Origin of the sequence: Afipia felis ATCC 53690 (assembly GCF_000314735.2) — a bacterium.
Lineage (GTDB): Bacteria > Pseudomonadota > Alphaproteobacteria > Rhizobiales > Xanthobacteraceae > Afipia > Afipia felis.
In genome coordinates this window covers 1892299-1915394 of sequence record NZ_KB375270.1, presented here as the reverse complement: position 1 = coordinate 1915394, position 23096 = coordinate 1892299, and the positions used below count along the sequence as shown (strand labels likewise).

Genomic DNA, 23096 nt, shown 5'->3' with positions numbered 1-23096 from the left:
ATTCTTCGGCTCGCAGAATGACCGCCACAAGCCAGCTCGGCCAGCTGTACGTTCTGCTACTAGCCTTCGCGCTAGTAGTAATCGCTACCACGCCGCTGCACTGGCGGTAGCAATACAGCGTGATCGGCCCTTTAGCCGAACGCTACCCTCAATCGAGGAAATATAATGGCTATCTCATTAGGTTCACTTAAGTCGACGAAGAAGCAGGCGCAGGAGCGCCCTCCGATTTTGACTATCTACGGCGTAGACGGCGTGGGCAAAACCACACTGGCCTCGGAATTCCCGAACCCGGTTTACATTTCTACTGCTGGCGAACGCGCGCCGTCAGATATCGATCTGCCCACGCCGGGTGTAGTCACATCGATTGACGACCTCTGGGAAGTGATCGGCGAGCTTCTTTCGACTGAGCACGAATTCAAGACCGTCATCATCGACAGCCTTGATGGGCTCGAGCCGTTGATTTGGAAGCGTACTTGCGCCCGCATTGGCGCAACGTCGATCGATGATAGCAGCGCCGGTTCTGTTGCCGCCTACGGGCGCGGATACCGCGAGGCTGACGTGGAATGGAATGAGTTGATCGACGCGCTCAACGACTTGGTTGAGGCCGGCATGACTGTCGTCTTGCTTGCGCATCCTGGTATCGTGACATTCAACTCGCCGATTTCGGATCCATACAGCAGGTATGAAATCAAGCTGCATAAGCGCGGGGCCGCGCTCATTCGTGAGAAGAGCGACTTGGTAGCCTTCGTCAATTATCGCGTCACGCTGGTTAAGGCGGACCCGAAGAATCCGAAGTCGCACACCCACGGCGAAGGCAAGGAACGCATCATCCACCTGGCCGAGAACGCTGGCTTCGTTGCCAAATCGCGTTTTCCGACGCCGGACTCCATCAAGTACATCAAGGGGAAGGGCTATGCCGAGTTGGCGAAATACTTCCCTCATGTGCAGGCTGACGCAGCCTAAGCATGAGCCACGATAACGACAATGAGCTTCCGCGTTCACGCGCAGAGGCGAAACGGGCAGGAAGTAAGCAGTACTTCACTGGCAAGCAGTGCTGTCGCGGTCATGTTGCGAACAGGTGCACAAGCGATGGCGCGTGTATGGAGTGCTCACGCATAGATTCACTGCAGAGATACCACGACAATCAAGAAGAGCGGAACGCAAAGGCCAAGGTATACGTCAGAACTAGGTATGCGAAAGATGCGAATTACAGGCGATCCAGGATTGAATACGCAAAAACCTATCGAGAAGATCCGATCAATAACGAGAAAATAAAGGAGCGGGACAAGGAATATCGGGCTAGGCCGGAAGTGCGGGATCGGGCGCGGGAATACGCAAGGATTTATCAGCGCAATAGATGTGCCAATTCAGCCAAAGCCAGACTTGATAGGTCGATGTCTGGTGGCGTCTACAAAAGCCTTAAAGAAATGAAGGCGGGTCGGTCTTGGGAAGTGTTGGTTGGCTATAATCTGTCCGAACTAATGCGCCACCTTGAGAAACTATTTCTCCCTGGAATGACATGGGACAATTATGGCCGCGGCGGCTGGCACATCGACCACAAGATCCCGAAGGTGGTGTTCAATTACACATCACCAGAACATGAGGACTTCAAGCGATGTTGGGCGCTGAGTAATTTGCAGCCTCTGTGGGAACAGGACAACATCAGCAAGAATGCGAAACTGGCAAAGCAGTTTCAACCGACCCTTGCTTTAGAGTTTCAGACTACGGTGTGATTGGCCCTTTTGCCGAACACCACGCGGTAAACACCGCAACCTGATTAAATCAGGAGACTACCTTGGCGCAATTGGCCTCCAAGTTCGATGCTACGGCTCACGACACTACACAAACCGAATATGCCGATCTGCCCGAGGGAATCTATTCCCTCGAAGTAATCCAGTCAGAGGTTGTCGCCACGTCAAAGGGCGACGGCACGATGCTCAAGCTTCGTTACAGCGTTATTGAGCCGGAAGAATACAAGGGGCGTTTGATTTTCGGGAATATCAACCTAGAAAACCCCAACAGTATCGCGCAGGAAGTTGGTCAAAAATTCCTCGCAAGCCTCTGCCGGGCTATTGGCCTGTCCGAGATTGAAGACAGCGATGAGTTACATCTGCGCGAATTCAGAGCGAAGGTCGGGCTCGGTAAACCGTCTAAGGATAAGAACGCGGACGGTTCTCCGAAGTATCCGGCTCGCGTTGAAATCCGCAAGCTGTACTTCCCCGACGCGGACGACATGCCCGAGATCGGCATCACCGGACCCACCGCAACAGCATCAAAACCAGCCAACGACAACGCACCGCCGCGTGGTGACGCGCGCACGACTGGCAACGGCGGTGCGGCTGCATCTGCGGGCGGTAAGAGCCGGCCGTGGGGACGAAAGAGCGCCTAATTATAATGAGCGCGGACAAGGATGGCCACGGACCGTTGAAAAACGCCCGTGGCCTGAAATGGGGAATGCTTCCAACAACGGCGGCTGAAGCACGGGAGTTAGGCGTCGATAGATACTTCACCGGAGTTGAATGTGTGAATGGTCATCTATCTCCGCACTACACAGTGTCCAGGTTTTGCGTTGAGTGCCGCAGCGAGACCAACGGAAAGTTTAGAGCAGAAAATCCGTCGTACCATCGCGGAAAGAAAGCTGAATTCAGGGCAAATAACCCAGGTGTCCATGCGGCCAGAGCGCGCGATTATCGTAGAAGGCGTGGCGACAAGGTGCGCGAGACTGAGGCGAAGTATCGAAAGCAAAATCCACTAAGAAAGATAGCGAAAGACGCGCGACGTAGGGCGAGGGAGAAAGCCGGCACATACACGGCAGACGAACTGAACGATATACTGAAGTCGCAGAAATACAGATGCGTCTATTGTTCAACAAGCATCAGGGCACATTCAAAAAGGCATCTAGATCACGTCATTCCGTTGGCTAAGGGAGGGGTAAACGACAAATCAAACCTCCAATTTCTATGTGTGGCTTGCAACCTTTCAAAGTCAGACAAGATGCCGGAAGTGTTCGCTCGCAGTAAAGGATTACTGATTTGATGAACATTTATCACGTCTACATCACGCGCGACGGCCAGGAGAAATGGATTGCTCTTGCGCTTTACAGCACGGAGCAAGCTGAACTTCTGGGGCAAGCGTTTCCCGACATCACGCGCATTGAGACGTGGAGCGGGGACTAGATTTACAAGGCAAAGCACAAACGGACGGTGCATTGATGACTGCAGCAGCACCGCACGACTACAGCCTCCACCCTCGCGACTGGACGTGGGCAATGCATGAAGAAGCAACGCCGGAACAGATGGCAATCTACAATAAGTGGTGGTGGTCGTCAGTGACCGGCACCAACCTTGAAAAGTGGATGGAAGACGAGCGTATCGACGCAGAAATCTATGAACGCGACAAGGAGTGGGTGCATTGATGGAAATGGAAACCAACCCCCGCGCCGTGATCGGCAACAACCAACCGCCCGACGCCATCATTTTCGAAGAGATTCAAACCCTATTCGACGAGGCGAAGAATTGGGCAGACGGCGAGCCAATTACCAACGAACAGCAACACGATGCCGTCACAAAGCTTTACGACGGACTGCACGACGCTGGCAAACGCGCCGACGAACTGCGCAAGGAAGAAAAGAAGCCGCTGGATGACGAAATCAAAGCCATCCAGGACCGCTACAATCCCTATATTCAGCCGAAGAAAGGCAAGGTCGACCTTGGAAAGGACGCGCTTGGCAAGATGCTTGCGACTTGGCGAGCCGCGGTAGCCAAGAAGAAAGAGGAAGCGTCACGCCTCGCTCGCGAGGAAGCCGACCGCAAGATCGCGGAAGCGCAAGCCGCCATTCGTGCCAGCAGCGGCAATCTTGCGGAACGCGAGACGGCTGAAGAACTGCTCAAGGAAGCAAAGCAGTCCGATCGCTTTGCCAAGCGTGCAGACAAGGCTGCGACGACTGGCACCGGCCTTCGCACTGTGTGGATTGCCACGCTGGAAGACGCCGACGCTGCGCTTGATTGGGCATACGGCCGCGAGCCTTCGCGATTCACCGAACTGGTGCAGCAGATGGCTAACGAGGCCGTGCGAGCTGGTGCGCGTAGCGTGCCGGGGTTTGTTGTGCGGGAAGAGAAGAGGGCTGCGTGATGGCGAAAAACCTAGTCGAGATTATCAAGGCGAACCCATGTTGCGTGGCTATTGTCGATAACGATTGCTGGAGTCTCCACAAGGTGAACCCGGATGAATTCGACGGCGACGATGATGACTATGACGACTGGATGGATGCTAACGAGCTTGCGAACGATAGCAACATCGAGCCGCTTGGCGACGGCGGCTACGGTTCAGGGAATTGCTACGGCGGCGATCTATTGCAGGCGTTAGCCGCAATAGTCGGCATCAAAGTTACAAGCGTCTAACTCACAGGAACACCCACCAATGACCCTAACAATCCCCCGCGCCGATCTGGCGCGAACACTGACTGCCGTGACTAAGGTTACGGAATCGCGCAATACCATCGCGATCTTAGGCAACGTATTGCTGTCCGCGACCGCTGGCACGCTGACGGTAACTGGCACTGACCTCGATATCGAATACAGCGCCTCTACCGCCTGCGAAGGCGAGCTTAGCACCACGGTTGACGCCAAGCGGCTGTCTGACATCGCGCGGCGCCTGGTTGGTGATACGGTGACGCTCGAGTTGAGGGATGGCTCATTGGCCGTAAAGTCCGGCCGCAGCCGCTTCACGCTGCCGACCTTGCCTGTTGCGGACTTCCCACGACTGGATGGCGGCGTGTTCGATGCCGAGTTCAAGGTGGATCTGGCCGCGCTTGTGGCGCCGGTGCGGTTTGCGATGTCATCAGAGCAGACGCGGTATTATCTATGTGGTGTATATCTGCACGAGGCTGATGGCAAACTACGTGCTGTCGCAACGGACGGCCACAGGCTGGCGCACAACAGCGTTGCGCACCCAGAGCCAACGGCTCCTGGCGTCATCATCCCGTCTAAAACTGTCGGCCTTATTCCGCACGGTGTTATCGACGTTGGCATTTCCAAGAACAAGGTTCGCTTGGCTACTGCGGACACCATCATCGTGTCAAAGCTGATTGACGGGACGTTCCCTGATTACGGTCGCGTTATCCCGGCTGCTAACGACAACGTCGTCACCGTAAGCCGCGACGAACTGTCCAAGTCTATTGCGCGCGTATCTGCGGTTGCGAATGAGCGTGGCAAGGCCGCCAAGTTCGGCATTGCAGGAGACAACATCGCGATCGATATGCGGTCGGACGACGGCAGCGCGCATGAAGACGTGCCGGCCTCGTACAGCTGCGAGCCGATCGAGATTGGCTTCAATTCGGCCTATATGACTGATGTTCTAGCCGCCGTGCCTGGCGGTGAAATAACCATCGCACTGGCTGACGGTCAAACCCCCGCGATCTTCCGCGGCACGGGAGACGTGCTGGCGTTGTGCATGCCAATGAGGGCGTAGTGATGGCAAAGATGAACGATGAAAATTTCGACGAAGCGTTCTGGGTTGCCTGTGAAGAACTAAAGGACGGGGCAATCGCCGCCATCAATCAAATCCGCGCTGGCAAACCAGACGAAGCAATCGTGACTCTTGAGCGCGCGTTCCTTCCGGCTTGGGAGGATACCGCGGCCTGCGAGGCTCGTTATCGCGAAGTGATGGGACGTACTCCTGCCGCGCAAGCACAGGAGGCGGTATGAGCGAGCGTATCGATTGGCAAGACAAGGCTGACTACTGGAAAAAGCGCAGCGCCATGCACCTGCGCCGCTACTACGAAGTTGCTGCGGCGCTTGGCCTTAACCAGGAACGCGATCGCGTTCCACACCCCACCATCCTTGCCCGCGCTCGTGCGTGCAGGGCGGCTTATGACGTGGTGACTAAGGAGGTGGTGTGATGGGCGAAACACCAAGCAACCGGCGAAGCAAGGGGCGTGCGGCCTACTATCGCGGCGGCAACGCCAACGAACTGAATCCATATCGCGACCCCTACAAGATGATCGACTGGCGCGAAGGCTGGGATCGCACGCAGCGCGAGGACGAGGCGCGCGCTGCCGATGAGCGGGACATAGAACAAAAGCGACGGGAGCCTATCGCGTGGGCGATCGACGCTGCCAAGACGGACGATGACGTGAAGGAAATTCTGCGTCGTATTGCAGAACACGTGGGGATGGAATGACCGACAGCGTGCGTAAACTCAAAGACGAAATCGAACGTCTCGAAGACCAATATCAGGAAGTAGCGCAAGCCTTGGGCAGCCGCACGTTCTTCCACGAAGACGTGGTTGAACGCGCACGTGAGCTGCGGAAGTTTTGGGAGAGGGGATGATGGGCGATACAGGCTGGAAATGGTGGGCTGGAACCAACGATGAAGTCATGACCTACGGCCCACACGACACGCGCGAAGATGCCATTCGCGAAGCCCAAGAAGACCGCATAGGAGAATTTCAGGAAGACGATGGCACATGGAAAATCGGCTGCCATGTTGTTGAGGCTCGGCAAGACCCGCTGCGGCTCGCGGACTGGATTGATACTGACCGTCTACTGGAACGCGCAGAGGAGTCGTTGGCTGACAGTGATCGCGTCGGTTGCGACGGCGATGAAGGACCATGGTTCGCGTGCACCCCTGAGCAAGATCGTGATCTTGCCGAGCGCATCAAACGCGCCTGCGACGAATGGCAGGCGCAGCATGGCCTGGTGTTCACGTGTCGGACGTTCAGCGCTAGCCGCAATGCTGAATATGTCGTGGTGCCACATTTAGGAGACGAGTGAATGAAGCGAGATTACCAGTATGAAGTCGAGAACGATGGAGAGCGGTACGATTTCAAATCAAACTTCACGTCGGACACGGAGACCGGCAAAGGATGGTTAGCGGAGTCCGCCGCCGAAGACTTCTATAATGAACATGATGGCTGGGAGGCGCGCTGGCCTCTTGAGTTCTCCATTTATGAGGGTGAAACCTTCTTGGGGTGCTTCAGCGTCGACATGGAGTCGCAACCGCACTTCTATTCCAGTCGGGTGGCGGCATGAATCCCATCCCCATCAGCGCCGCAAAGCGCCTCGCGAATGAATACGGTTACGACCAGGTGATTGTTTACGCCCGCAAGGTTGGCGAGAGTCCAGACCCACACGGCGAGCACATGACCACTTACGGCGTCAACACAGAGCACTGCGATGTTGCTGCGCGCATCGGTGACTTTCTGAAATACGAGATAATGGGGTGGGACATGGGCGGATCGCCAGCCGATAGGGTGCTTTCCGAATTAATGGATCGACGCCTGCTCAACGATGTTGACGACGATCTGTGGCCAGAGATCGCAAAAGCAGTCATCAAGGCAGTTCGCGGATGAACAAAGCAATGCAAGATGCGCTTATCGCCGATGGCGAGAAACTGGCCCAGCTTACCGGTGAAGATCATGGGCCGTATTTCGAACTAACCTCATCCAGCCCATGCCCGCGCTGCGGCGAGCACGAGCTGTATCGTGACAGTGTCGACGTCGGTGTTGGCGTCATCCACGGACCTTACGGTTGCCCATGCGGTTGGTCGGAGAACGAAGAGTACGACCTGCAGAAGGGCGGCGGCCTGCAAGAGGACGGCGGGTATCTCGATCCTTATGGCGGCTATTGGCCCAAGGACAATCCGGTGGTGAAGATGATGCGGGCTGCGGAGGCGATGGAATGAGCGTCTACGTTGACCCCGCCGCCTGGCCGTTCGGCCGCATGTTAATGTGTCACCTTTGGGCAGACACTATTGATGAGTTGCTTGCCATGGTCGACAAGATTGGCGTGCAGCGCAAGTGGATTCAGGGACACCCTACACTATCATTCGGCAAACACCGCAACGCGAGCTGGGTGCACTTCGACATTGCCAAAGGCAAACGAGCCTTAGCCGTAGCGGCTGGCGCTATTGAGACTGATAGGTATGGGCCGGTTGAGTATGAGGCGCGTCGCAATATCGCCAGCGGCATCCCTGAGCACATTGCCTATGGTGAACGCAAGTTGGAACAGATCGCGCGTAGCCGTGCACTGCCGGATGCTGCTTGATGGCACCCCTTCCACAGCCAACACCACCCACCATCCGCGCCATCTACGCCGCGTATGAGCAGGACAACGAGCCGCGCGATGGCCGGTCAATCTCTGTCTCAACGCTCGCAGACGAATGCGCGAGAAACCTCTGGTATAATCTGCGCTGGACAACACCGCATGAGCACATCCAGGGCCGCACACTGTCATTCGGCCTGCAATATTGACCCCGTAAGCCGGGGGATCGGCGTCCAAAATTGACCCCCTACCATTAGCCTGTTGCGCTGCCTGCTTCGTAACAAAGCAGGTGGTCGGAGATGCTGATCGTGGAGACGATTGCGCGGATACGGCGTGAGCACTTCATCAAGGGCAAGACGATCAAGGAGATTGCCCGGGACCTGAAGGTGTCACGGAACACGGTGCGGAAGGTGCTGAGGTCGGGAGAGACCTCATTTGAGTACGAGCGTGTTGTCCAGCCGAGGCCCAAGCTCGGAAGATGGGCAACGGAGCTCGACGTGTTGCTGGCGGCAAATGCGACCAAGGCCGCTCGCGAGCGACTGACGCTGATCCGGATCTTCGAAGAGCTGCGCGGGCGTGGATACGACGGTGGCTACGATGCCGTGCGGCGTTACGCCAGACGATGGAGTACGGACCGTGGACAATCGACGGCTGCGGCCTATGTCCCGCTGAGCTTTGCGCCTGGGGAAGCTTATCAGTTCGACTGGAGCCACGAGGTAGTTCTGCTTAATGGCGTGACGGTGATGGTGAAGGCCGCCCACGTCCGGCTGTGCCATAGCCGTATGTTGTTTGTGCGGTGCTATCCGCGTGAGACGCAGGAGATGGTGTTCGACGCTCACGATCGGGCGTTCGCGCTGTTCAAAGGCACCTGCGGGCGCGGCATCTACGATAACATGAAGACCGCGGTCGAGACGATCTTCGTCGGCAAAGGTCGTCTCTACAACCGCCGCTTCATGCAGATGTGCAGCCATTACCTCGTCGACCCGGTGGCCTGCACGCCGGCATCAGGCTGGGAGAAGGGCCAGGTCGAGAACCAGGTCGGCCTTGTCCGCGAGCGCTTCTTCACACCGCGGCTTCGGTTCAAAACTCTCGACGAGTTGAACGCCTGGCTGCTGGACAAGTGCATCGCCTACACGAAGGCACACCGTCATCCGGAACTGACCGAGCAGACGATCTGGGAGGTGTTCGAAGCCGAACGCCCAAAGCTGGTTCCCTATGCGGGCCGGTTCGACGGATTCCATGCGGTTCCGGCATCGGTCTCGAAGACCTGCCTGGTCCGCTTCGACAACAACAAGTACTCGGTCGCGGCCAGCGCCGTCGGGCGGCCGGTCGAGGTTCATGCTTACGCTGACCGCATCGTTATCCGCCAGGACGGACGTATCGTTGCCGAGCATCCGCGCGCCTTCAGTCGTGGCGAGACGACCTATGATCCTTGGCATTACGTGCCGGTGCTGGCTCGCAAACCCGGCGCCTTGCGCAACGGCGCTCCCTTCAAGGACTGGGTGCTGCCGGCTGCGATCGAGCGCATACGGCGCAAGCTTGCCGGTGCCGATGATGGCAACCGGCAGATGGTCGACATCCTCAACGCAGTTCTGACCGACGGTCTGCCCGCTGTCGAGGTGGCCTGTGCCGAGGCGATCGTCCAAGGCGTCCATTCCGCCGATGTCGTGCTCAATATCCTGGCTCGGCAACGAGAGCCCACTCCACCCGCCAACATCATGACGCCGGCTGCGCTGACGTTGTGCCATGCCCCGATCGCCGACTGTGCCCGCTACGACAATCTGAGGAGAACCATCTGATGGAACGTACTCAACTCTTCGACCTCATGGGTGAGCTCAAGCTCTATGGCATGAAGGCCGCCTTCGACGAGATCATGACGACTGCGATCAAGCGTCAGCATGAACCCCAGCGCATTGTCGGCGACCTGCTCAATGCCGAGATCAACGAGAAGCAGGCCCGCTCGATCAAGTACCAACTCACCATCGCCAAACTTCCCCTTGCGAAGGACCTTGAGGACTTCCAGTTCACGGGCACTCCCATCAACCAGACGCTGGTCAATGACCTTGCCAGCGGCGGCTTCATCGCCCAGCAGCGCAATGCCGTCCTGATCGGCGGCACCGGCACCGGCAAAACTCATCTGGCCATCGCCATCGCCAGAAGCTGCATCCGATCCGGTGCCCGCGGGCGCTTCTATAATGTGGTCGACCTCGTGAACCGCCTGGAGATCGAGACCCGAAGCGGACGGCAGGGTCGGGTCGCCGAGCATTTGACCCGGATGGACTTCATCGTCCTCGACGAACTGGGCTACCTGCCGTTCGCACAATCCGGTGGCCAATTGCTGTTCCACCTCATCAGCCGGCTCTACGAGCGCACTTCCGTCGTCGTCACCACCAATCTGGCATTTGGCGAATGGCCCAGCGTGTTCGGCGACGCGAAGATGACGACCGCGTTGCTCGACCGTCTGACTCACCATTGCGACATCGTCGAGACCGGTAACGACAGCTGGCGCTTCAAAAGCCGCGACGACGATCAAGCCACTCGCGCTCGTCTCGTCTCCGCAACCCCGGCCGGCTCCGACGACACGAGCGCTACCGCCAAACCAGCCCGATCAAAGGGGTCAAAATTGGACGCCGATCCGGGGTCAAATTTGAACGCCGATTGACAGCTCGACGGTATCCCCGCCGCCCGCGCCACAGGGCATCGTTGACTGGTTCGCAGAGGGCGTTGTTCTCAAAGACGCCTCCGGTAACGATCGCCGTCCTGCCATCCGAATGACGTGGGATGGCGCGATGTCGGCTGTGACTGGCGTGCAGTACGAGGTGCGCCTGAAGTCGGATGCGTCCGATGTCACGCGCGGTCGCACAGACCAACTTGCGGCCGGCGCACTCATCATTTCGCAATCGCTGCTGCCGAACACGCAGTATCAGGTGCGCGGGCAATACCTGCCAAACTATCCGCGCGACATGCTGTGGTCGGATTGGCTTGACGTTACGACGCCGGACGTGCGGCTTACCGCGCTGGATTTCGATCCAGCCGCACTTACTGCGGCAGTCTCTAACCAATTCCAGATTGGCGACGACAAGGTTAGTGCGATTGTTCAGTTGGTCGCTGCGACAGTTGCTCAGGCGCTGTCTAAGTCCGCTCTCGATAAGAAAACGCTACGATCAGAACTGAGCGCGCAAAATGGTCGGCTTTCGTCGTCTATCAGCAGCGTGCAGACCGTCGCCGCGTCGAACACGGAAGCGATCGCCAGTCTAGATACGACGGTTTCGGCGTCTATTGACGATCTGACTGCCTCGGTGAATGAGAACGCTACGGCGGTCGCGGACATTAACGGCAATCTCGCGGCGTCGTGGGGGATGGAAGTTGATGCAGACGGAGCGATTGCAAGCCTTAAAGCCTTGGCTGGCGGTGGCACATCGGCGCTCAAGTTCCTGGCTGATGTGATTCAGTTCGCAATTCCTGGCGTTACCGGAGGCGATGCCAAGACAATACTCCAGATTGGCAACGTAAATGGTGTGCCGACTCTTGTTCTCAAGGCTGATGTTCTTGGCGATAGCACCATTACTGCGCAGCACTTGGTGAGCGGTGACGTCAGCGCATTGTTTGCCAGCTTCGGAACGATGACTGCTGGCGTTATTCAAAGCGCGGATGGGAAATATGTAATTGACCTGACGAACGGTCGCGAGATCATCAGTGACTAGGCGGATAGTCGGCGGAAATTTCGGCGGAGCAAGTCCTGGATTTCGAGTGTCGAAGCCCGGCTATGATGCCATCACCGAAGCGGTTGGCTCAGACAATATCGCACTCGATACCAATATGGATTTCATCGGGTCCGTCGTCGCGTCTGGGTTGGTTCAGTGTGGCGGAAGTCCCGTTACATTCCCGACAATGGCGTATGTCCCGATCTTCTTCATCTACCCGTGGGATGGGACAAGCCTCACGCTTTACAACATTCGTAACTTCACGAATGGAATTCGCGTTCATCGCTGGATCCCCGCTGTCGGCATTATTGATGAATCATCGCTGACAGTGCGGGCGTTTGAGATTCCTTATTACAATACCAAGTCGTTTTACGATCCGACAGGTACTTGGTTTGCTTATAGTGTTTTTGCGATAGGTGAATCGTGAGCATTCCTCGCGTTATCCGTGGCAAGCATCCGGTATCTGGAAACTACGGCATATATGTCTCAAAGCCTGGCATCTACGTAACGACAGCGCAGCCTGGGCAGTTCGTATATGACAGCTCATCTATCGCGTATCAGAAAGTTCTGAACGGAACGACAGAAGTGCTTCGCGGCAAGGCTCCAAACGTCGCGCAAGCGAATACAGTATCTCTGCCATCAGAATATGCGGCGTACTCACATTTGCAGATGTGGGCTTCAGTTACGATGTGGCTGTATAATTCAAGCTCTGGAAATTCTAATCAGGGCGATGCCGCATTCGATGGTTTAACGCGGCTTGATATGAAGATCGTATCCGGCGCTTTAACACTCACTTGTACGAGTGCGGAGGACACCAGGACCGCTGGCGGTGCAATCATAACTCAATTCTATTTCGTCGCGAATTGGGCGATTTTTAACGCGCGAGTTGACGCATGACCCGCCGCGTAATGACTGGAAATAACTTCGCCAAAACGGCCAAAGGGCTTTGGGTATCGAAGCCGGGGCAGGATGTTTTCTACGCCGACATCATGAACATGGCATTCAGTTCAGATGCCAAGAATCCGAAGCTGGTTCTACAAGGCTCAACGACCATTACTCCAGCCAATGGTTATAGGTCGAAAGACAACGCAAGGCCCGGCATTCGAAAAACAACATCTATCCCTTACGGGCAAACGATCAATCCTTATCCGGTCGCTTTTATCATTGCTTCTGCTCCATCATGGATCATACCTCTCGTTGGGTATACGACAGAGACGGCGTCCTACCTCAACAGCGCGTGGCACTCACCAGTTTACGAAGATATGGGAGCGGCCTCTGCTTCTGCGTTAGATAGTTCCTACGGCACTGGAATTTGGAAGGTTCCTGATTTCGCCGGCGGCGATGCAAACGGCGTTTCAATGATTTGGAGCGCCATGGCCGCCTATCCAAGCGCATATGCAGACCACTTGGATATCGTGACAGCCTGCTCGAGCACCATCACGGTCAAATACCTAGTTTTAAACTACAACTGAGGTGCAGCATGTATGTCGTGCATGACGAATTTGGAAACATCTTGCACTCAATCAACGGACCAGACGCGAACTACGGGAAAACCATGACAGACGCGGGTGATCAATGGATTTTCCTTGAGGGAGAGTTTTCGTTTAATCCGGTCGAGCAATACGTCGATGTAGAGAAGAAAGCTGCTGGGGTTTCGCATAATGATTGCCTGTGTAATGCGAGTGAAATTCCACTAGCCGCCGACAAAACCTCCATCACCGCGAACGGCGCAGACATCGCAAAAATTTCTAGCGTCCCCGTTGGCGCAAAAGTCACCATCATCTCAGATGTCGGAATTGAATTCGACGATGTGGTCAGCGACGGTGAGATCGAACTCTCAGCTTCTGACCAAACGACCTACATAGTACACGTAACGGCTGGTGCAAAGTACCTTCCGACTTCCGTTCAGGTGGTGGCGCAATGAAGATTTCATTGTCCTCTTCAATGTCGACTCGGATCGATAATGCGCGCGATGCTGTAAATGTGCATTTTGCCAACATATCGGCGCAGTCGGCTTCAATCGATGCGGTGCATACTCGTAAGCGCGAAATAGCTGCGCAAGTGAAGGCTGGCGAACCAGCGCCGGATGCGTTCTCTCAGGAAGCGGAATTGCGCGACATCACGGTGGCAGAACTTTCGGATATTGTCTTGGCCAAGCCGTGCCCTATTGCGGCGGCAGACGCTCGCGAACTAGAGCGCCAGCGCAGCCTGCTTGCCGTCGAAGCGGCAAAGACGCCTGCCGAAATCGACGCAGCATTGTCGGCCCTAACGAGCGCGTAAGCGCATACAGCCCAATAAACACACCATCGCTTTGCTCTGGTCTCTGGCCGGGGTGAAAGGGGTATTAATGTCGACCATCCTTTCTATTTCAGATTTTGTTTATCAGACCGGAACACTCACGATCGCCCCCGGCGACACGACTGCGGTATTCTCCGGCACATCATTGGCCAGCAGCGTTAAGGATGGCGACTATCTGTTTGCAGGCGGTTCGCTCGCCGTCATCCAGACTGTCACGGATGACACGCACGCTGAGCTTTTCACCGAATGGGCTGGCGCTGCGGTGACGTCAGGGTCGTATCTCATTCTCAAAGCGTCGCTGCTTCGCTATCACACCGCGCTTATTGGATACGATTCAGCATCGCTACTCGCGATGTTGGACGGCACCAATGTTTGGTACGTCGTAGAAGGAGCTGCACCGGATCCGTCGATTGGCGAGGATGGCAACCGCGCGATCAAGACCAACGTCACCCCGTGGAAAATCTGGCTAAAGACCGGCGGCGTCTGGGTGCTGCAGCCTGGCTCTCCGGGTGGTCAGGGCGACCCCGGCGCCGATGGCGCGACGTGGATTGTGCAGGCAGCAGAGCCGGGCACAGACTATCCAGCCAACTCGCTGTGGATCGATAGCGATAGCGCAGACCTGGACGTCTACCAGCTCGGCGGTTCGCCGCTTGATTGGGTGGATACTGGCATCAATTTGAAGGGCGCGCAGGGGCCAGCCGGCGCAGGAGTGCCAGCGGGTGGCAGCACAGGCCAGGTGCTGGCGCGAGATAGCGGCACCGGCACGGAATGGATTGATCCGCCCAGTGGAGGCGGCGGTATCGGCTTTAACGTCAAGGACTACGGTGCTGTGGGCGACGACAGCACCGACGATACGTCAAGTATCAACTCGGCCATTTCCGCTTGCAACACAGCAGGTGGCGGCTTCGTCTATTTTCCGCCCGGCAGCTATGCAGTCAGTTCGCAGATCATCATGAAGGATAATGTCCGGCTCGTTGGCGCTGGAGAAGGTGCGAGCACTATCCGTTTAACCGCCTCGTACACGGCACAAGCCATCATTGAAGGAACTGGTGTTGATCGTGGTGGCGTCACCGACTTGGCGATCGATGCCGGGGACTTCACGTCGACAGGCAGTGTTGCTATCCGCTTTACCAACGCGACCGATATCATTATCGAGCGCAACATCATCAAGAAGATGGGCCAATTCGGCATCGTCTTTAACGGTGTCGCCCGTGGCAGAATTGCCCACAACACCATCTCTTTAACGACAGCATCCAGTAGCCAGAATCAAGGAATTCTTGGCTCGGATAGTACAGCAAATACGTCAATTGAGATTACTCGCAATGATCTCATCAATACGGCCTTAAATTTCTCCGGCAGCAAATCGACGATAACCCATAACCGCATATCCAATTGGAAGTTTGGCGCCGGTATCACGATTGAGCAGGCGTCCACGTGCCACACTCTGGTAATCGAAGCGAACCACTGCTCCGGCGGCACAGGCACAGACGTTAATGGCTATGTCTGTGGTGGTATCGAAACGTGGTCCCCGAAAACTGTCGTCTCGGCTAATCTCTGTTTCTCGAACGCGGGAGCGGGCATCGATATGGGCGGCTTCGCCAATATCGTGTCAGAAAATCTCTGCTTTGATAATGGCAGTGTCGGCATCATCGCGAGGTACGGGACATCGACGTATAACGCCAGCAACTCGATTTTTATCGGAAATCGGTGCTACGACCAGCAGGGCGCAAGCGGAACTCAGACCTACGGTTATAAGGAAGAGAACTCGTCACTCAGCGGAATTATGCTTGGGCATAATAATTTTGCCGGCAACAAGACCGGGACTGTATCCCTTCTGGCTACTACTACGACACGGGCAGCTTCTTTGAACGGTAGCCTGACGTCGAACGCTCTCTATAAAGCCAGCGGCGTCGAAGGCTCATTTGTCCAGTCGCTCGCCTTCGACGATGGTACTGAGTATCAAATCCGCAAAGCCGGAAGCGTTTACTCAAGTGTTTCTGACACGTCAGGAACACCATGTAAGTTCGTTTCTTTCGCATCGTCGTCGCTTGGGAGGGGTGGTCTATACACTTCGACTAACCACCCGTTCCAGATGGGTGTGAATAACGCTCAAGAAAATCTTTCGTTGGACTTAGATAAAGCCGTCACCGTTCGGCCTGTTGCTGCGGTACCTGCTGGTGGCGATACTTCTGTCGGTTTGAAATTTACGTCGACGGCAAATCTCGGTATCTTTATTGGGTCTGGTGCACCAACGCTCTCGGCAGCAAAGGGATCGCTCTACATTCGAACGGACGGTTCAAGCACCAGCACTCGGATGTACGTCAATAATGGTGGTACGACATGGGTTGCGGTGACGACGGCGTCCTAATCAGGATCGTCGCCACTCGTCCTTCGCCATCGCATTTTCGTCGCCATTGAAGAAAATACGCAGACGAATCTTGCGGCCAATTTCACTGCTCATAATGAGCGGGAATGCTATGACCAAGATCAAGAAAGCCGCGAGGGTAACCTGTAAAACAACCATTACATTACCTTTCTGAGCGCTGACGCAACTCTAGCGCATTTATCGCCCCGAGCGAACTCCCAAAATCCACATTTCAGCCGCGGTTAACCGCCTCGGAGAGCTATGTCTATTCGATTTATCCCTAACGTGTGGGCCGAGGCCAAGCGCCTTTGGTCTATGCGGGTGGCCATTTTCTGGACAGCCGTAGGAACGGTTGCGGCTCTTTGGCTTGGACTGGCCGGAAGCATTCCGGCGCCGATTTTCTTCGGCATTGGCTTCCTCATCATCTTTTCGTTCGGCGTTGCTCGTTTGCTAAAGCAGCCGGGGACTGAGCAATGAGCCGCCCCGTCGCAAAAAAGGGCGTAGTGATTTCCGCGGCACTTATGGCTGCAATTATTGGTGCAGTTATTCCAGTCACCACAAGCTGGGAAGGCATGGACAAGGTTGCCCGCCGCGATGCGATCGGGACCGGACATCCGGTGACATACTGCTACGGTCAGACGGATGAGTTTGGCGATGTGCGCGTTGGGCAACGGTTCACGAAGGTTGAGTGCGACGAGGCGATCAAGAAAAGCCTCCCTCATTACGTGAATGGCGTAGCCAAGTGCGCCACGCGCATCTTCCCGGTGAAGATCTGGGCCGCTCTCGTCGATGGCGCCTATAACGCCGGGATCGCTGCTGTGTGCCGCTCTCCGATGATGGTCCGCATGAACGAGGGTGACTATGAAGCGGGCTGCAATGCCTTCGCTGGATGGTACATCCGCTCCGATGGACAAATCCGCAAGGGCTTGATTGCGCGCCGCAGCGGCCTGCGTGGCGACCCTCGCGTATCCGAGCGTGAGCTTTGCTTGCAGGGTGTGAAGGAGGGCGACTTCGAATGATTGTCACCATGCCTGCGCCGCCAGCAGAACCATCCAGTACGGGGAGCGCGCTATGTTCCTCGGTCCGATCGGCATCGCTGCGGCGATTGTAGTTTTTATTCTCGTTATATCAATCTGGAGTCCTCGCTAGATGACGTCAGTCATTATCGCAATCGTCACGTCGTACTGGCTGCTCTGCGCAATCGGATTGGTCCTGCTTGCAGCACTGGTCGTTGGATATTTCCCGCTTCTGAAATGGTTTCCAGTGCTGGGGCAATACGTTCCAGTCGCGAAGCTTGTATCGCTATTGGCAACAGGGCTGCTGTGCTTGCTTATCGGCGTCCGCGCTATGAGCGATCATTACAGCCTTCAACAGGCGCGTGACCGGATTGAACTTCTTGAGCGCCGCGCTGACGCCGTGAACTCAGCCAACGAGCACGAGGCTGGACAAGCAATCGAAGACGACAACTACGTCACCGAACTTCGAAAGTCGGCGAAGGAAACTCCGAAGAACGACGCGCCTGCGTTAGATGCGGACGCAGCCGCACGAATTGGGAAAATTAAATGAACAGAGTTGTTTCGCTGTCGGCAACAACGTGCGCGCTATTGTTGTGCGGCGTGCTTCTTGGTGGGTGCCCGGCAGATGCACCTGGTCAACTCCCACCAGTGCCAGCCGATATTCAGGCGTGCTTTCGTCACGGTCCTGTAGCCATCCCCAATAAGGCTCTGACTGCTGCTGAGGTTGAGGAGCTTTGGAAGGATGACCGGGTACAGACCGTCGTCATGCAGCGTTGCGGGAATCGCTTTTTGAGTTGGTACGATAAACTGCGTGCTGGGTGGCGCTAATGATGGAAATCACAGCAGCCGCCATCATCGCGGCAATCGGTTTAATCGGCGGCTGGGTGTGGCGTCTGTCGAGTCGCCTCACCAAACAGGACGGAAAGATCGAAGCTGCGGCGATACTGGCCGCCAACGCTTCCGCAAAAGCCACGACGGTCTGCCAAGACCTCAACGCGCATAAAGAACATGTTGCTGCGGAGTACGTCAGCCGGGACGCTATGAAGGAGGTCACCGACGCCATTAACCGGCTCGGTGACCGCCTTGATAGCCTATTCCTACATTTTCTGCCTAAGCCTCCGGGCTAGGCAAAACACCCCAAAAATTTATTTGCGGCTGGCGCGGGAGATTCCGTTTGCCAGCCGTATTTGTCTTTATCTGGACATGTGGGGTTTTGCCGTTTTGAGAAAAATTCTCTTAATTTTCATTGGTTTACTGGCAGTTTTACCGGTTGTGCCAGTATCGGCGCGTAGCTGCATCGCCTCGCATTACGGCGTTGGTGACGGCTATGGCGGCAAACGGACGGCTTCCGGCGAGCGCATGAAGCCGTCCGCCATGACCGCGGCGCACAGGACGTTGCCGTTCGGGACGCGGTTGCGGGTGTGTCATCGCGGCTGCGTCACGGTTCGCGTGAACGATCGCGGCCCGTTCGTGCGTGGCCGGTGCATCGATCTGTCTTACGGCGCGGCGCGCGCTATCGGCTTGGGCGGCACGGGGCAGGTGACAATCGATGATTGATCCATACACCGCCGTCAACACGATAGGAGCGATCATGCTTGTGCTTATTGCGGCGTACTTCCTTTTCCCAAAATGGCGGTGAACTGATGCCTACGCCTGATATTTCTGATGAAGTTTTGAAGGCCACCATTACCGCATACGAGGGCTGCGAGCGCGATCAAAGCCGCACGGCTAACTTGTTAGGGCTTGCGCGCAGCACCGTACAGAACAGGCTGCGTAGGGCTGCTGAGCGGGGGATGCTTGGTCCTGAAGAAACCAAGCCAGGGTACGTCCTAAAGTCGATCGCCAGCAAGGCTGCTGACGGAAGTTGGACGAAGCAGGTCAGGGAGCATGGCGAGGAATACGCCGTTCCAGATGGGCACTCGATCAAGGGCGAGTCCGCGCTGATCGATGCTGAAGGCCGGTTGATTCAGAAGTGGGTGAAGACGCGAGAGGAACCGTCTGCGCTCGATGTTGCAGACATTCTGGCAAAGCGTTTCGAGAATTACGAGCCTTCAGCCAAGCCAGTAAAATGTCCGGCAGTTACAGACACGGACCTTCTAACGCTGGTGCCTTGCAATGACTGGCATGTCGGAATGTTCGCATGGGAACGTGAGACAAATACCAACTGGGATTTGAAAATCGCGGAGCGTTCGATTGGAGATGGTATTGAAGACGCCATTGAACGCTCACCGGCCAGCGGAACGGCCATTGTGTTGGGTGGCGGCGATCTAACCCACGCAGATAACAACAGAAACCAGACATCAAGATCTGCCAATCAGCTTGACGTTGACGGGCGCCATCAAAAAATCGTCGAGGCCGCCGGCAATCTTATGGTGCGCACGGTTGACGCCGCGCTACGTCGTAACAGACGGGTGATTGTTCGCAATCTCAAGGGTAATCACGACGAAGAAACCGCGCCAGCAATCGCATGGTTCTTGAGGGCTTGGTATCGCAACGAGCCTCGCGTTGAAGTCGACTTAGACCAGTCGCTGTTCTTCTATCATCGGTTTGGCAAGGTGCTACTGGCGGCCACGCACGGCCACGAAGCCAAGTTGAAAGACATGCCACAGATCATGGCACACCGTCGCGCTGAAGATTGGGGAGCGACGAAGTTCCGGTACGCTCACGGATTCCATATTCATCACCAATCTAAGTTTGCAACCGAGGGTGGCGGCGTAATTATGGAATCGCATCAAGCACCGATCCCGCAGGACGCATGGCATTTTGGTTCTGGTTTTCTTTCGGGCCGATCGTTGCAGACGATTACTTACCATCAAAACTACGGTGAAATCAGCCGTGTGCGTGTTGCGATGTTGGATGCAGAGGAGAGGGCGGCGTGAGTGAGATTAAAGACGACAATATGTTTCGCTATCTAGCGCCCGAGCCGATGCCAACATTTCCAGAAGGATGCAGCGGCGTGTTGGAGTTAAAAACGTCTCGTGAGTTAATGGAGGAGCGGGATGAATGGATTAAAAATTCAGTTCCGTGCGAATGCTGCAAGGGCCGTGGTCGCGTGCCTGCACCCACGCAAGTAGGTGCAGCTTGACACCAATCGCATTCCCAGAAGCGAACGTAAATTATCTCCCGCCTCACGGTTGGGACGAGTCCAAGCACGGCAAGTGCGATGGCTTGCCCGTCCTCCGCACCGACGATACCTGCACCTCGCGGTGGGTGCTGAGTAAAGACGAACTTGGCGCACTCAACATGGGCGGCTGCATTGAATTGACAGTTGTTGGTGGGCAGCCTGCGGTGAAGTTGGGGGTGGTGTGATGTTGTCGGTAATAGCATTTTGGATTTACGTCGTCGGCATTCCCATTTCATTTGGTGTGCTAGTGAAAATGGCCGATGATGCCGGCGCTGCCATGGGCTGCTTTATTTGGCCACTAGTCGCTTTGGGTTATCTCGGCTACCGCCTCGCACCATGACCCACCTTCCGCTCACACCAGAAACGGTTGCGGCGGCGTATGATTATCTCGTACTGACGCCCCCGTATTCAGGCTGGAATCTACCGGACAGCGAAGATGTAACGTTTCGCGTAACCAAGCGGCGTGACGTTTTCGCACGATACATCTGGGATGGTGGTCACACGATCGAAGTTTCGTCGGCCTCGATTGGGCACACGTCAACGCTTATTGAGAAGGTTGGTCACGAGCTTATACACGTACACTTGAGGCAGACTGGCATGGAAAGCAAAAGCAGCGATCCGAATGTTCATAATGCAGCGTTTAGGAAGTTGGCGGCTGTTGTGTGTCGCACACACGGCTGGGATTTGAAGGCGTTTTATTGAGGGTAGCTGTGATGAAATGGGATGCAAGGAAGGCGATAACGCGATTACCAATCAGACACGAGCATGTTGGGCTTAGTGCGCCAGATGCTTTACTACGAATTCGGGCCTTGGTGAATGAGGCAGAAAAACGCAAGTGCGGATTATACATTTCTGAACACGTCAGGGAGTTATCGACTTGTTTGACGGCATGGCCCTCCGCTACGCAAGTTGCGGAGTCTGCGTGATGGAACGATATGCCGCGCTATTCGTGCCGCCAATTATCGGTCTTGTCGCTCTGGCTGGGAGCCTGTTATTGCGATGACCTACTACAACCCAGGTGACCCCGTCGTCTTTGTCGACGACACCAACCTTGGCACGCTCGGCTACGGCGACGAGGTGTATCCCAAAATAGGGCAGACCTACACCGTACGCGACGTTGTAATTGACCACTTCGGCGTTGAAGGCTTGCTCTTGCAGGAAATCCGCAACGACCGCCTGCCTTACCGGGTTGGTGCGGAGATTGTTGACACGGAAAAGAGCTTTGCGTCGTGGCGGTTCAAGCCGGTGGTGCGCGGTGAAAGCAAGAAAGAGATGGAGGCGGTTTAAGATGTCGGCAGTAAGGAAAGACACATACGGTCCGGCCGCCGAAATCGCCTCACGCATTGCTGCCGCGCAGCGCAGCAATGATTGTGCGGTGCCTGGCTTGGAGGAGAGTGGGGTGGAGACGTCTGGATATACTGTTCATGTGAAGGACTCTCACATCACAGCAGTAATGCCGCCATCAGAGTGGTCGCCAACAGAAGGCAAGCCAGCCGCTCCTACAGATTACTCGACCACTGATACCTGCGATCCTTCAAAAGTTCCGCGTACCTTTGGCAGTATTGCATGGCGCCACCAGCAACCAGCCAACGACAACTACACCACCATCCGCACCATCCTCAACGCGGCCTTCAATCACGCCGCAACCGGCAAAGGCAAGGAGCGCCACGCGCGCAACCTGCCTTTCGACAAACAGCCCATGCTTGAAACGACCCGCCTTGTCGGCCACGGCTTTCCTTTGGGGCAGGCCATCAAGAAGGCGGGTGAGGCGGCTGGCATGATTGAGCGTGGCGAATTGGACGCGGCCGAAGCCGAGTGCCTTGGGGCGATCAACTATCTGGCCGGGGCGGTGGCTTGGATGAGGGAGCAAAGAGAGAAGGAAATGGCTGAATACGGCCAAGGCTATATTCCTCCCGCACCAGCTTGCGCAGGAGCGGCGGCGTGAGTGAATTGCATAACGGCGACTGCTTGGACGTTATAGCGCGGCGTGTTGGGTCGGCACTTATTGCTAGGGAACGGTGATGGCAAAAAGAATGGTGGGTTACAGAGTAACTGGCGGTGAATTAGCGCCGAGGGCTTATGCCATCTACGAGGACGTTCCTGAAACAATGGGAGCCAACATGACAGACCTTAGCATTCGCAACGGCCTCGTTGCATCATTACGTGCCGTTGATCACACAAGCGTGGAGGATTGCTTTGTGCAATCCCCGCTTTTCGAGCGCGCAGCAAAAGAGATAGAATGTTTAAGTCGCGAGCTTTTGGCGCGTAAGGAGTGCGCCCGTCGCGGTCTTGACCCCGACGATGATGCAGCGGACGGCGCTACCGTTTGGCGGGTTGTCGATCAGGAGCGGTCAAACGGTCTGAGCCTTAGCGGTGCAGTTAACCGTCTTGTTGCGGCCGGATATCTCCGCGAGGACGCGGAAGACATCGCGCATGAGCAATGCCCAAAATGCGGCGGTGATTGTTCTGCCGCCAACCCGCCCGTTTTTGATTGCCCGATGATCGGTTGCAACAAGGATTTTTGAAGCATGACGCGCCCAGACCTTGT

37 protein-coding genes and 1 pseudogene are annotated in these 23096 nt (G+C 56.0%); all 38 read left to right on the top strand.

From position 1 onward, the window contains the following. The first annotated feature begins 165 nt into the window (after positions 1–165). The 38 genes and pseudogenes from HMPREF9697_RS09035 (at position 166) to HMPREF9697_RS08870 (ending at position 23073) form a co-directional block, all read left to right on the top strand. A complete protein-coding gene (locus HMPREF9697_RS09035; RefSeq protein ID WP_002716889.1) occupies positions 166–963 on the top strand; it encodes an ATP-binding protein in 798 nt (265 codons plus the stop codon). 2 nt (positions 964–965) lie between these two features. Continuing rightward, on the top strand, positions 966–1733 hold the full coding sequence (locus tag HMPREF9697_RS09030; protein WP_051053908.1) for a hypothetical protein: 768 nt from the start codon (positions 966–968) through the stop codon (positions 1731–1733). A gap of 62 nt (positions 1734–1795) precedes the next feature. Further along, positions 1796–2389, top strand: a complete 594-nt coding sequence (locus tag HMPREF9697_RS09025) for a DUF669 domain-containing protein (RefSeq protein WP_002716887.1) — start codon at positions 1796–1798, stop codon at positions 2387–2389. A 5-nt stretch (positions 2390–2394) separates the two neighbouring features. After that, entirely contained in the window at positions 2395–3036 is a 642-nt protein-coding gene (locus HMPREF9697_RS21710) for an HNH endonuclease (RefSeq protein ID WP_002716886.1), read from the top strand. Then, on the top strand, positions 3036–3176 hold the full coding sequence (locus tag HMPREF9697_RS20885) for a hypothetical protein (protein WP_002716885.1): 141 nt from the start codon (positions 3036–3038) through the stop codon (positions 3174–3176). Before HMPREF9697_RS21710 ends, HMPREF9697_RS20885 begins: the two co-directional genes overlap by 1 nt. A gap of 35 nt (positions 3177–3211) precedes the next feature. After that, positions 3212–3415 carry a hypothetical protein gene (locus tag HMPREF9697_RS09015; RefSeq protein WP_002716884.1) on the top strand — a complete coding sequence of 68 codons (204 nt, stop codon included), beginning with the start codon at positions 3212–3214 and terminating at the stop codon, positions 3413–3415. Further along, positions 3415–4131 (top strand): hypothetical protein, encoded by a 717-nt coding sequence (locus HMPREF9697_RS09010; RefSeq protein ID WP_002716883.1) that lies wholly within the window; start codon positions 3415–3417, stop codon positions 4129–4131. Before HMPREF9697_RS09015 ends, HMPREF9697_RS09010 begins: the two co-directional genes overlap by 1 nt. Beyond that, entirely contained in the window at positions 4128–4400 is a 273-nt protein-coding gene (locus HMPREF9697_RS09005; RefSeq protein ID WP_147293886.1) for a hypothetical protein, read from the top strand. The genes HMPREF9697_RS09010 and HMPREF9697_RS09005 overlap by 4 nt, the downstream gene beginning before the upstream one ends. A 19-nt stretch (positions 4401–4419) precedes the next feature. After that, the gene (gene dnaN, locus HMPREF9697_RS09000) at positions 4420–5469 is read left to right on the top strand and encodes a DNA polymerase III subunit beta (RefSeq protein ID WP_002716881.1); all 1050 of its coding nucleotides are present in this window, start codon (positions 4420–4422) and stop codon (positions 5467–5469) included. A 2-nt stretch (positions 5470–5471) separates the two neighbouring features. Then, the gene (locus HMPREF9697_RS08995) at positions 5472–5705 is read left to right on the top strand and encodes a hypothetical protein (RefSeq protein ID WP_002716880.1); all 234 of its coding nucleotides are present in this window, start codon (positions 5472–5474) and stop codon (positions 5703–5705) included. Continuing rightward, entirely contained in the window at positions 5702–5899 is a 198-nt protein-coding gene (locus tag HMPREF9697_RS08990) for a hypothetical protein (RefSeq protein ID WP_002716879.1), read from the top strand. The genes HMPREF9697_RS08995 and HMPREF9697_RS08990 overlap by 4 nt, the downstream gene beginning before the upstream one ends. After that, positions 5899–6180: a hypothetical protein gene (locus tag HMPREF9697_RS08985; RefSeq protein ID WP_002716878.1), complete on the top strand. Its 282-nt coding sequence runs from the start codon at positions 5899–5901 to the stop codon at positions 6178–6180. Before HMPREF9697_RS08990 ends, HMPREF9697_RS08985 begins: the two co-directional genes overlap by 1 nt. Beyond that, the gene (locus HMPREF9697_RS20880; protein ID WP_002716877.1) at positions 6177–6329 is read left to right on the top strand and encodes a hypothetical protein; all 153 of its coding nucleotides are present in this window, start codon (positions 6177–6179) and stop codon (positions 6327–6329) included. Before HMPREF9697_RS08985 ends, HMPREF9697_RS20880 begins: the two co-directional genes overlap by 4 nt. Continuing rightward, complete coding sequence (locus HMPREF9697_RS08980; RefSeq protein ID WP_002716876.1) at positions 6326–6772, top strand: hypothetical protein; 447 nt, start codon at positions 6326–6328, stop codon at positions 6770–6772. Before HMPREF9697_RS20880 ends, HMPREF9697_RS08980 begins: the two co-directional genes overlap by 4 nt. After that, the gene (locus HMPREF9697_RS08975; RefSeq protein WP_002716875.1) at positions 6773–7030 is read left to right on the top strand and encodes a hypothetical protein; all 258 of its coding nucleotides are present in this window, start codon (positions 6773–6775) and stop codon (positions 7028–7030) included. It abuts the gene before it with no gap. Further along, positions 7027–7350, top strand: a complete 324-nt coding sequence (locus HMPREF9697_RS21315) for a hypothetical protein (protein WP_002716874.1) — start codon at positions 7027–7029, stop codon at positions 7348–7350. Before HMPREF9697_RS08975 ends, HMPREF9697_RS21315 begins: the two co-directional genes overlap by 4 nt. 8 nt (positions 7351–7358) lie before the next feature. After that, positions 7359–7682: a hypothetical protein gene (locus HMPREF9697_RS08965; protein WP_147293885.1), complete on the top strand. Its 324-nt coding sequence runs from the start codon at positions 7359–7361 to the stop codon at positions 7680–7682. Next, positions 7679–8044 carry a DUF4031 domain-containing protein gene (locus tag HMPREF9697_RS08960; protein WP_002716872.1) on the top strand — a complete coding sequence of 122 codons (366 nt, stop codon included), beginning with the start codon at positions 7679–7681 and terminating at the stop codon, positions 8042–8044. Before HMPREF9697_RS08965 ends, HMPREF9697_RS08960 begins: the two co-directional genes overlap by 4 nt. Then, a complete protein-coding gene (locus tag HMPREF9697_RS20875; RefSeq protein ID WP_002716871.1) occupies positions 8044–8250 on the top strand; it encodes a hypothetical protein in 207 nt (68 codons plus the stop codon). Before HMPREF9697_RS08960 ends, HMPREF9697_RS20875 begins: the two co-directional genes overlap by 1 nt. Positions 8251–8340: 90 nt before the next feature. Continuing rightward, positions 8341–9874 (top strand): annotated as a pseudogene (gene istA, locus HMPREF9697_RS08955) (IS21 family transposase). Continuing rightward, on the top strand, positions 9840–10703 hold the full coding sequence (gene istB / locus HMPREF9697_RS08950; RefSeq protein WP_002715762.1) for an IS21-like element helper ATPase IstB: 864 nt from the start codon (positions 9840–9842) through the stop codon (positions 10701–10703). Before istA ends, istB begins: the two are co-directional and overlap by 35 nt. 127 nt (positions 10704–10830) lie before the next feature. Further along, the gene (locus tag HMPREF9697_RS08945) at positions 10831–11745 is read left to right on the top strand and encodes a hypothetical protein (RefSeq protein ID WP_002716870.1); all 915 of its coding nucleotides are present in this window, start codon (positions 10831–10833) and stop codon (positions 11743–11745) included. Between the two features lie 46 nt (positions 11746–11791). Beyond that, complete coding sequence (locus HMPREF9697_RS08940; protein WP_002716869.1) at positions 11792–12172, top strand: hypothetical protein; 381 nt, start codon at positions 11792–11794, stop codon at positions 12170–12172. After that, positions 12169–12642, top strand: coding sequence for a hypothetical protein (locus HMPREF9697_RS20870; RefSeq protein WP_147293884.1), 474 nt, complete (start codon positions 12169–12171; stop codon positions 12640–12642). The genes HMPREF9697_RS08940 and HMPREF9697_RS20870 overlap by 4 nt, the downstream gene beginning before the upstream one ends. After that, the gene (locus HMPREF9697_RS08935) at positions 12639–13217 is read left to right on the top strand and encodes a hypothetical protein (RefSeq protein ID WP_002716868.1); all 579 of its coding nucleotides are present in this window, start codon (positions 12639–12641) and stop codon (positions 13215–13217) included. The genes HMPREF9697_RS20870 and HMPREF9697_RS08935 overlap by 4 nt, the downstream gene beginning before the upstream one ends. 8 nt (positions 13218–13225) lie before the next feature. Then, the gene (locus HMPREF9697_RS08930; RefSeq protein ID WP_002716867.1) at positions 13226–13669 is read left to right on the top strand and encodes a hypothetical protein; all 444 of its coding nucleotides are present in this window, start codon (positions 13226–13228) and stop codon (positions 13667–13669) included. Then, entirely contained in the window at positions 13666–14025 is a 360-nt protein-coding gene (locus HMPREF9697_RS08925) for a hypothetical protein (protein WP_002716866.1), read from the top strand. The genes HMPREF9697_RS08930 and HMPREF9697_RS08925 overlap by 4 nt, the downstream gene beginning before the upstream one ends. A gap of 67 nt (positions 14026–14092) precedes the next feature. Beyond that, entirely contained in the window at positions 14093–16411 is a 2319-nt protein-coding gene (locus tag HMPREF9697_RS08920) for a glycoside hydrolase family 55 protein (protein ID WP_002716865.1), read from the top strand. 258 nt (positions 16412–16669) lie between these two features. Beyond that, positions 16670–16885 carry a DUF7940 domain-containing protein gene (locus tag HMPREF9697_RS08915; RefSeq protein ID WP_002716863.1) on the top strand — a complete coding sequence of 72 codons (216 nt, stop codon included), beginning with the start codon at positions 16670–16672 and terminating at the stop codon, positions 16883–16885. Next, entirely contained in the window at positions 16882–17427 is a 546-nt protein-coding gene (locus HMPREF9697_RS08910; protein ID WP_002716862.1) for a glycoside hydrolase family protein, read from the top strand. The genes HMPREF9697_RS08915 and HMPREF9697_RS08910 overlap by 4 nt, the downstream gene beginning before the upstream one ends. A gap of 130 nt (positions 17428–17557) precedes the next feature. Then, on the top strand, positions 17558–17974 hold the full coding sequence (locus tag HMPREF9697_RS08905) for a hypothetical protein (RefSeq protein WP_002716861.1): 417 nt from the start codon (positions 17558–17560) through the stop codon (positions 17972–17974). 277 nt (positions 17975–18251) lie between these two features. Then, a complete protein-coding gene (locus tag HMPREF9697_RS08900; RefSeq protein ID WP_002716860.1) occupies positions 18252–18551 on the top strand; it encodes a hypothetical protein in 300 nt (99 codons plus the stop codon). 76 nt (positions 18552–18627) lie between these two features. Next, positions 18628–18981: a septal ring lytic transglycosylase RlpA family protein gene (locus HMPREF9697_RS08895; RefSeq protein ID WP_040308186.1), complete on the top strand. Its 354-nt coding sequence runs from the start codon at positions 18628–18630 to the stop codon at positions 18979–18981. An 86-nt stretch (positions 18982–19067) separates the two neighbouring features. Continuing rightward, positions 19068–20303 carry a helix-turn-helix domain-containing protein gene (locus HMPREF9697_RS08890; protein WP_002716858.1) on the top strand — a complete coding sequence of 412 codons (1236 nt, stop codon included), beginning with the start codon at positions 19068–19070 and terminating at the stop codon, positions 20301–20303. Continuing rightward, positions 20300–20509 (top strand): hypothetical protein, encoded by a 210-nt coding sequence (locus HMPREF9697_RS20865; RefSeq protein WP_147293883.1) that lies wholly within the window; start codon positions 20300–20302, stop codon positions 20507–20509. Before HMPREF9697_RS08890 ends, HMPREF9697_RS20865 begins: the two co-directional genes overlap by 4 nt. Before the next feature lie 1038 nt (positions 20510–21547). Beyond that, positions 21548–21835 carry a hypothetical protein gene (locus HMPREF9697_RS08880; RefSeq protein WP_002716854.1) on the top strand — a complete coding sequence of 96 codons (288 nt, stop codon included), beginning with the start codon at positions 21548–21550 and terminating at the stop codon, positions 21833–21835. 1 nt (position 21836) lies between these two features. After that, positions 21837–22493: a hypothetical protein gene (locus HMPREF9697_RS20110; protein WP_002716853.1), complete on the top strand. Its 657-nt coding sequence runs from the start codon at positions 21837–21839 to the stop codon at positions 22491–22493. Positions 22494–22569: 76 nt separating this feature from the next. Beyond that, positions 22570–23073 (top strand): hypothetical protein, encoded by a 504-nt coding sequence (locus HMPREF9697_RS08870; protein ID WP_002716852.1) that lies wholly within the window; start codon positions 22570–22572, stop codon positions 23071–23073. The last annotated feature ends 23 nt before the right edge of the window (positions 23074–23096 follow it).

What these genes read in the sequence shown, in the direction of transcription:
- HMPREF9697_RS08890 (WP_002716858.1), top strand. Translation starts at nt 19,068, where the DNA reads ATGCCTACGCCTGATATTTCTGATGAAGTTTTGAAGGCCACCATTACC.
- HMPREF9697_RS08920 (WP_002716865.1), top strand. Translation starts at nt 14,093, where the DNA reads ATGTCGACCATCCTTTCTATTTCAGATTTTGTTTATCAGACCGGAACA.
- HMPREF9697_RS08945 (WP_002716870.1), top strand. Translation starts at nt 10,831, where the DNA reads ATGTCGGCTGTGACTGGCGTGCAGTACGAGGTGCGCCTGAAGTCGGAT.
- HMPREF9697_RS09030 (WP_051053908.1), top strand. Translation starts at nt 966, where the DNA reads ATGAGCCACGATAACGACAATGAGCTTCCGCGTTCACGCGCAGAGGCG.
- dnaN (WP_002716881.1), top strand. Translation starts at nt 4,420, where the DNA reads ATGACCCTAACAATCCCCCGCGCCGATCTGGCGCGAACACTGACTGCC.
- HMPREF9697_RS21710 (WP_002716886.1), top strand. Translation starts at nt 2,395, where the DNA reads ATGAGCGCGGACAAGGATGGCCACGGACCGTTGAAAAACGCCCGTGGC.
- HMPREF9697_RS09010 (WP_002716883.1), top strand. Translation starts at nt 3,415, where the DNA reads ATGGAAATGGAAACCAACCCCCGCGCCGTGATCGGCAACAACCAACCG.
- HMPREF9697_RS08985 (WP_002716878.1), top strand. Translation starts at nt 5,899, where the DNA reads ATGGGCGAAACACCAAGCAACCGGCGAAGCAAGGGGCGTGCGGCCTAC.
- HMPREF9697_RS08965 (WP_147293885.1), top strand. Translation starts at nt 7,359, where the DNA reads ATGCAAGATGCGCTTATCGCCGATGGCGAGAAACTGGCCCAGCTTACC.
- HMPREF9697_RS09015 (WP_002716884.1), top strand. Translation starts at nt 3,212, where the DNA reads ATGACTGCAGCAGCACCGCACGACTACAGCCTCCACCCTCGCGACTGG.
- HMPREF9697_RS20875 (WP_002716871.1), top strand. Translation starts at nt 8,044, where the DNA reads ATGGCACCCCTTCCACAGCCAACACCACCCACCATCCGCGCCATCTAC.
- HMPREF9697_RS08975 (WP_002716875.1), top strand. Translation starts at nt 6,773, where the DNA reads ATGAAGCGAGATTACCAGTATGAAGTCGAGAACGATGGAGAGCGGTAC.
- HMPREF9697_RS21315 (WP_002716874.1), top strand. Translation starts at nt 7,027, where the DNA reads ATGAATCCCATCCCCATCAGCGCCGCAAAGCGCCTCGCGAATGAATAC.
- HMPREF9697_RS08895 (WP_040308186.1), top strand. Translation starts at nt 18,628, where the DNA reads ATGTGGGGTTTTGCCGTTTTGAGAAAAATTCTCTTAATTTTCATTGGT.
- HMPREF9697_RS08870 (WP_002716852.1), top strand. Translation starts at nt 22,570, where the DNA reads ATGGCAAAAAGAATGGTGGGTTACAGAGTAACTGGCGGTGAATTAGCG.
- HMPREF9697_RS20885 (WP_002716885.1), top strand. Translation starts at nt 3,036, where the DNA reads ATGAACATTTATCACGTCTACATCACGCGCGACGGCCAGGAGAAATGG.
- HMPREF9697_RS08905 (WP_002716861.1), top strand. Translation starts at nt 17,558, where the DNA reads ATGACGTCAGTCATTATCGCAATCGTCACGTCGTACTGGCTGCTCTGC.
- HMPREF9697_RS08930 (WP_002716867.1), top strand. Translation starts at nt 13,226, where the DNA reads ATGTATGTCGTGCATGACGAATTTGGAAACATCTTGCACTCAATCAAC.
- HMPREF9697_RS08910 (WP_002716862.1), top strand. Translation starts at nt 16,882, where the DNA reads ATGAGCCGCCCCGTCGCAAAAAAGGGCGTAGTGATTTCCGCGGCACTT.
- HMPREF9697_RS08980 (WP_002716876.1), top strand. Translation starts at nt 6,326, where the DNA reads ATGATGGGCGATACAGGCTGGAAATGGTGGGCTGGAACCAACGATGAA.
- HMPREF9697_RS08935 (WP_002716868.1), top strand. Translation starts at nt 12,639, where the DNA reads ATGACCCGCCGCGTAATGACTGGAAATAACTTCGCCAAAACGGCCAAA.
- HMPREF9697_RS08880 (WP_002716854.1), top strand. Translation starts at nt 21,548, where the DNA reads ATGACCTACTACAACCCAGGTGACCCCGTCGTCTTTGTCGACGACACC.
- HMPREF9697_RS08995 (WP_002716880.1), top strand. Translation starts at nt 5,472, where the DNA reads ATGGCAAAGATGAACGATGAAAATTTCGACGAAGCGTTCTGGGTTGCC.
- HMPREF9697_RS08900 (WP_002716860.1), top strand. Translation starts at nt 18,252, where the DNA reads ATGATGGAAATCACAGCAGCCGCCATCATCGCGGCAATCGGTTTAATC.
- istB (WP_002715762.1), top strand. Translation starts at nt 9,840, where the DNA reads ATGGAACGTACTCAACTCTTCGACCTCATGGGTGAGCTCAAGCTCTAT.
- HMPREF9697_RS20110 (WP_002716853.1), top strand. Translation starts at nt 21,837, where the DNA reads ATGTCGGCAGTAAGGAAAGACACATACGGTCCGGCCGCCGAAATCGCC.
- HMPREF9697_RS09035 (WP_002716889.1), top strand. Translation starts at nt 166, where the DNA reads ATGGCTATCTCATTAGGTTCACTTAAGTCGACGAAGAAGCAGGCGCAG.
- HMPREF9697_RS08915 (WP_002716863.1), top strand. Translation starts at nt 16,670, where the DNA reads ATGTCTATTCGATTTATCCCTAACGTGTGGGCCGAGGCCAAGCGCCTT.
- HMPREF9697_RS08990 (WP_002716879.1), top strand. Translation starts at nt 5,702, where the DNA reads ATGAGCGAGCGTATCGATTGGCAAGACAAGGCTGACTACTGGAAAAAG.
- HMPREF9697_RS20880 (WP_002716877.1), top strand. Translation starts at nt 6,177, where the DNA reads ATGACCGACAGCGTGCGTAAACTCAAAGACGAAATCGAACGTCTCGAA.
- HMPREF9697_RS08960 (WP_002716872.1), top strand. Translation starts at nt 7,679, where the DNA reads ATGAGCGTCTACGTTGACCCCGCCGCCTGGCCGTTCGGCCGCATGTTA.
- HMPREF9697_RS08925 (WP_002716866.1), top strand. Translation starts at nt 13,666, where the DNA reads ATGAAGATTTCATTGTCCTCTTCAATGTCGACTCGGATCGATAATGCG.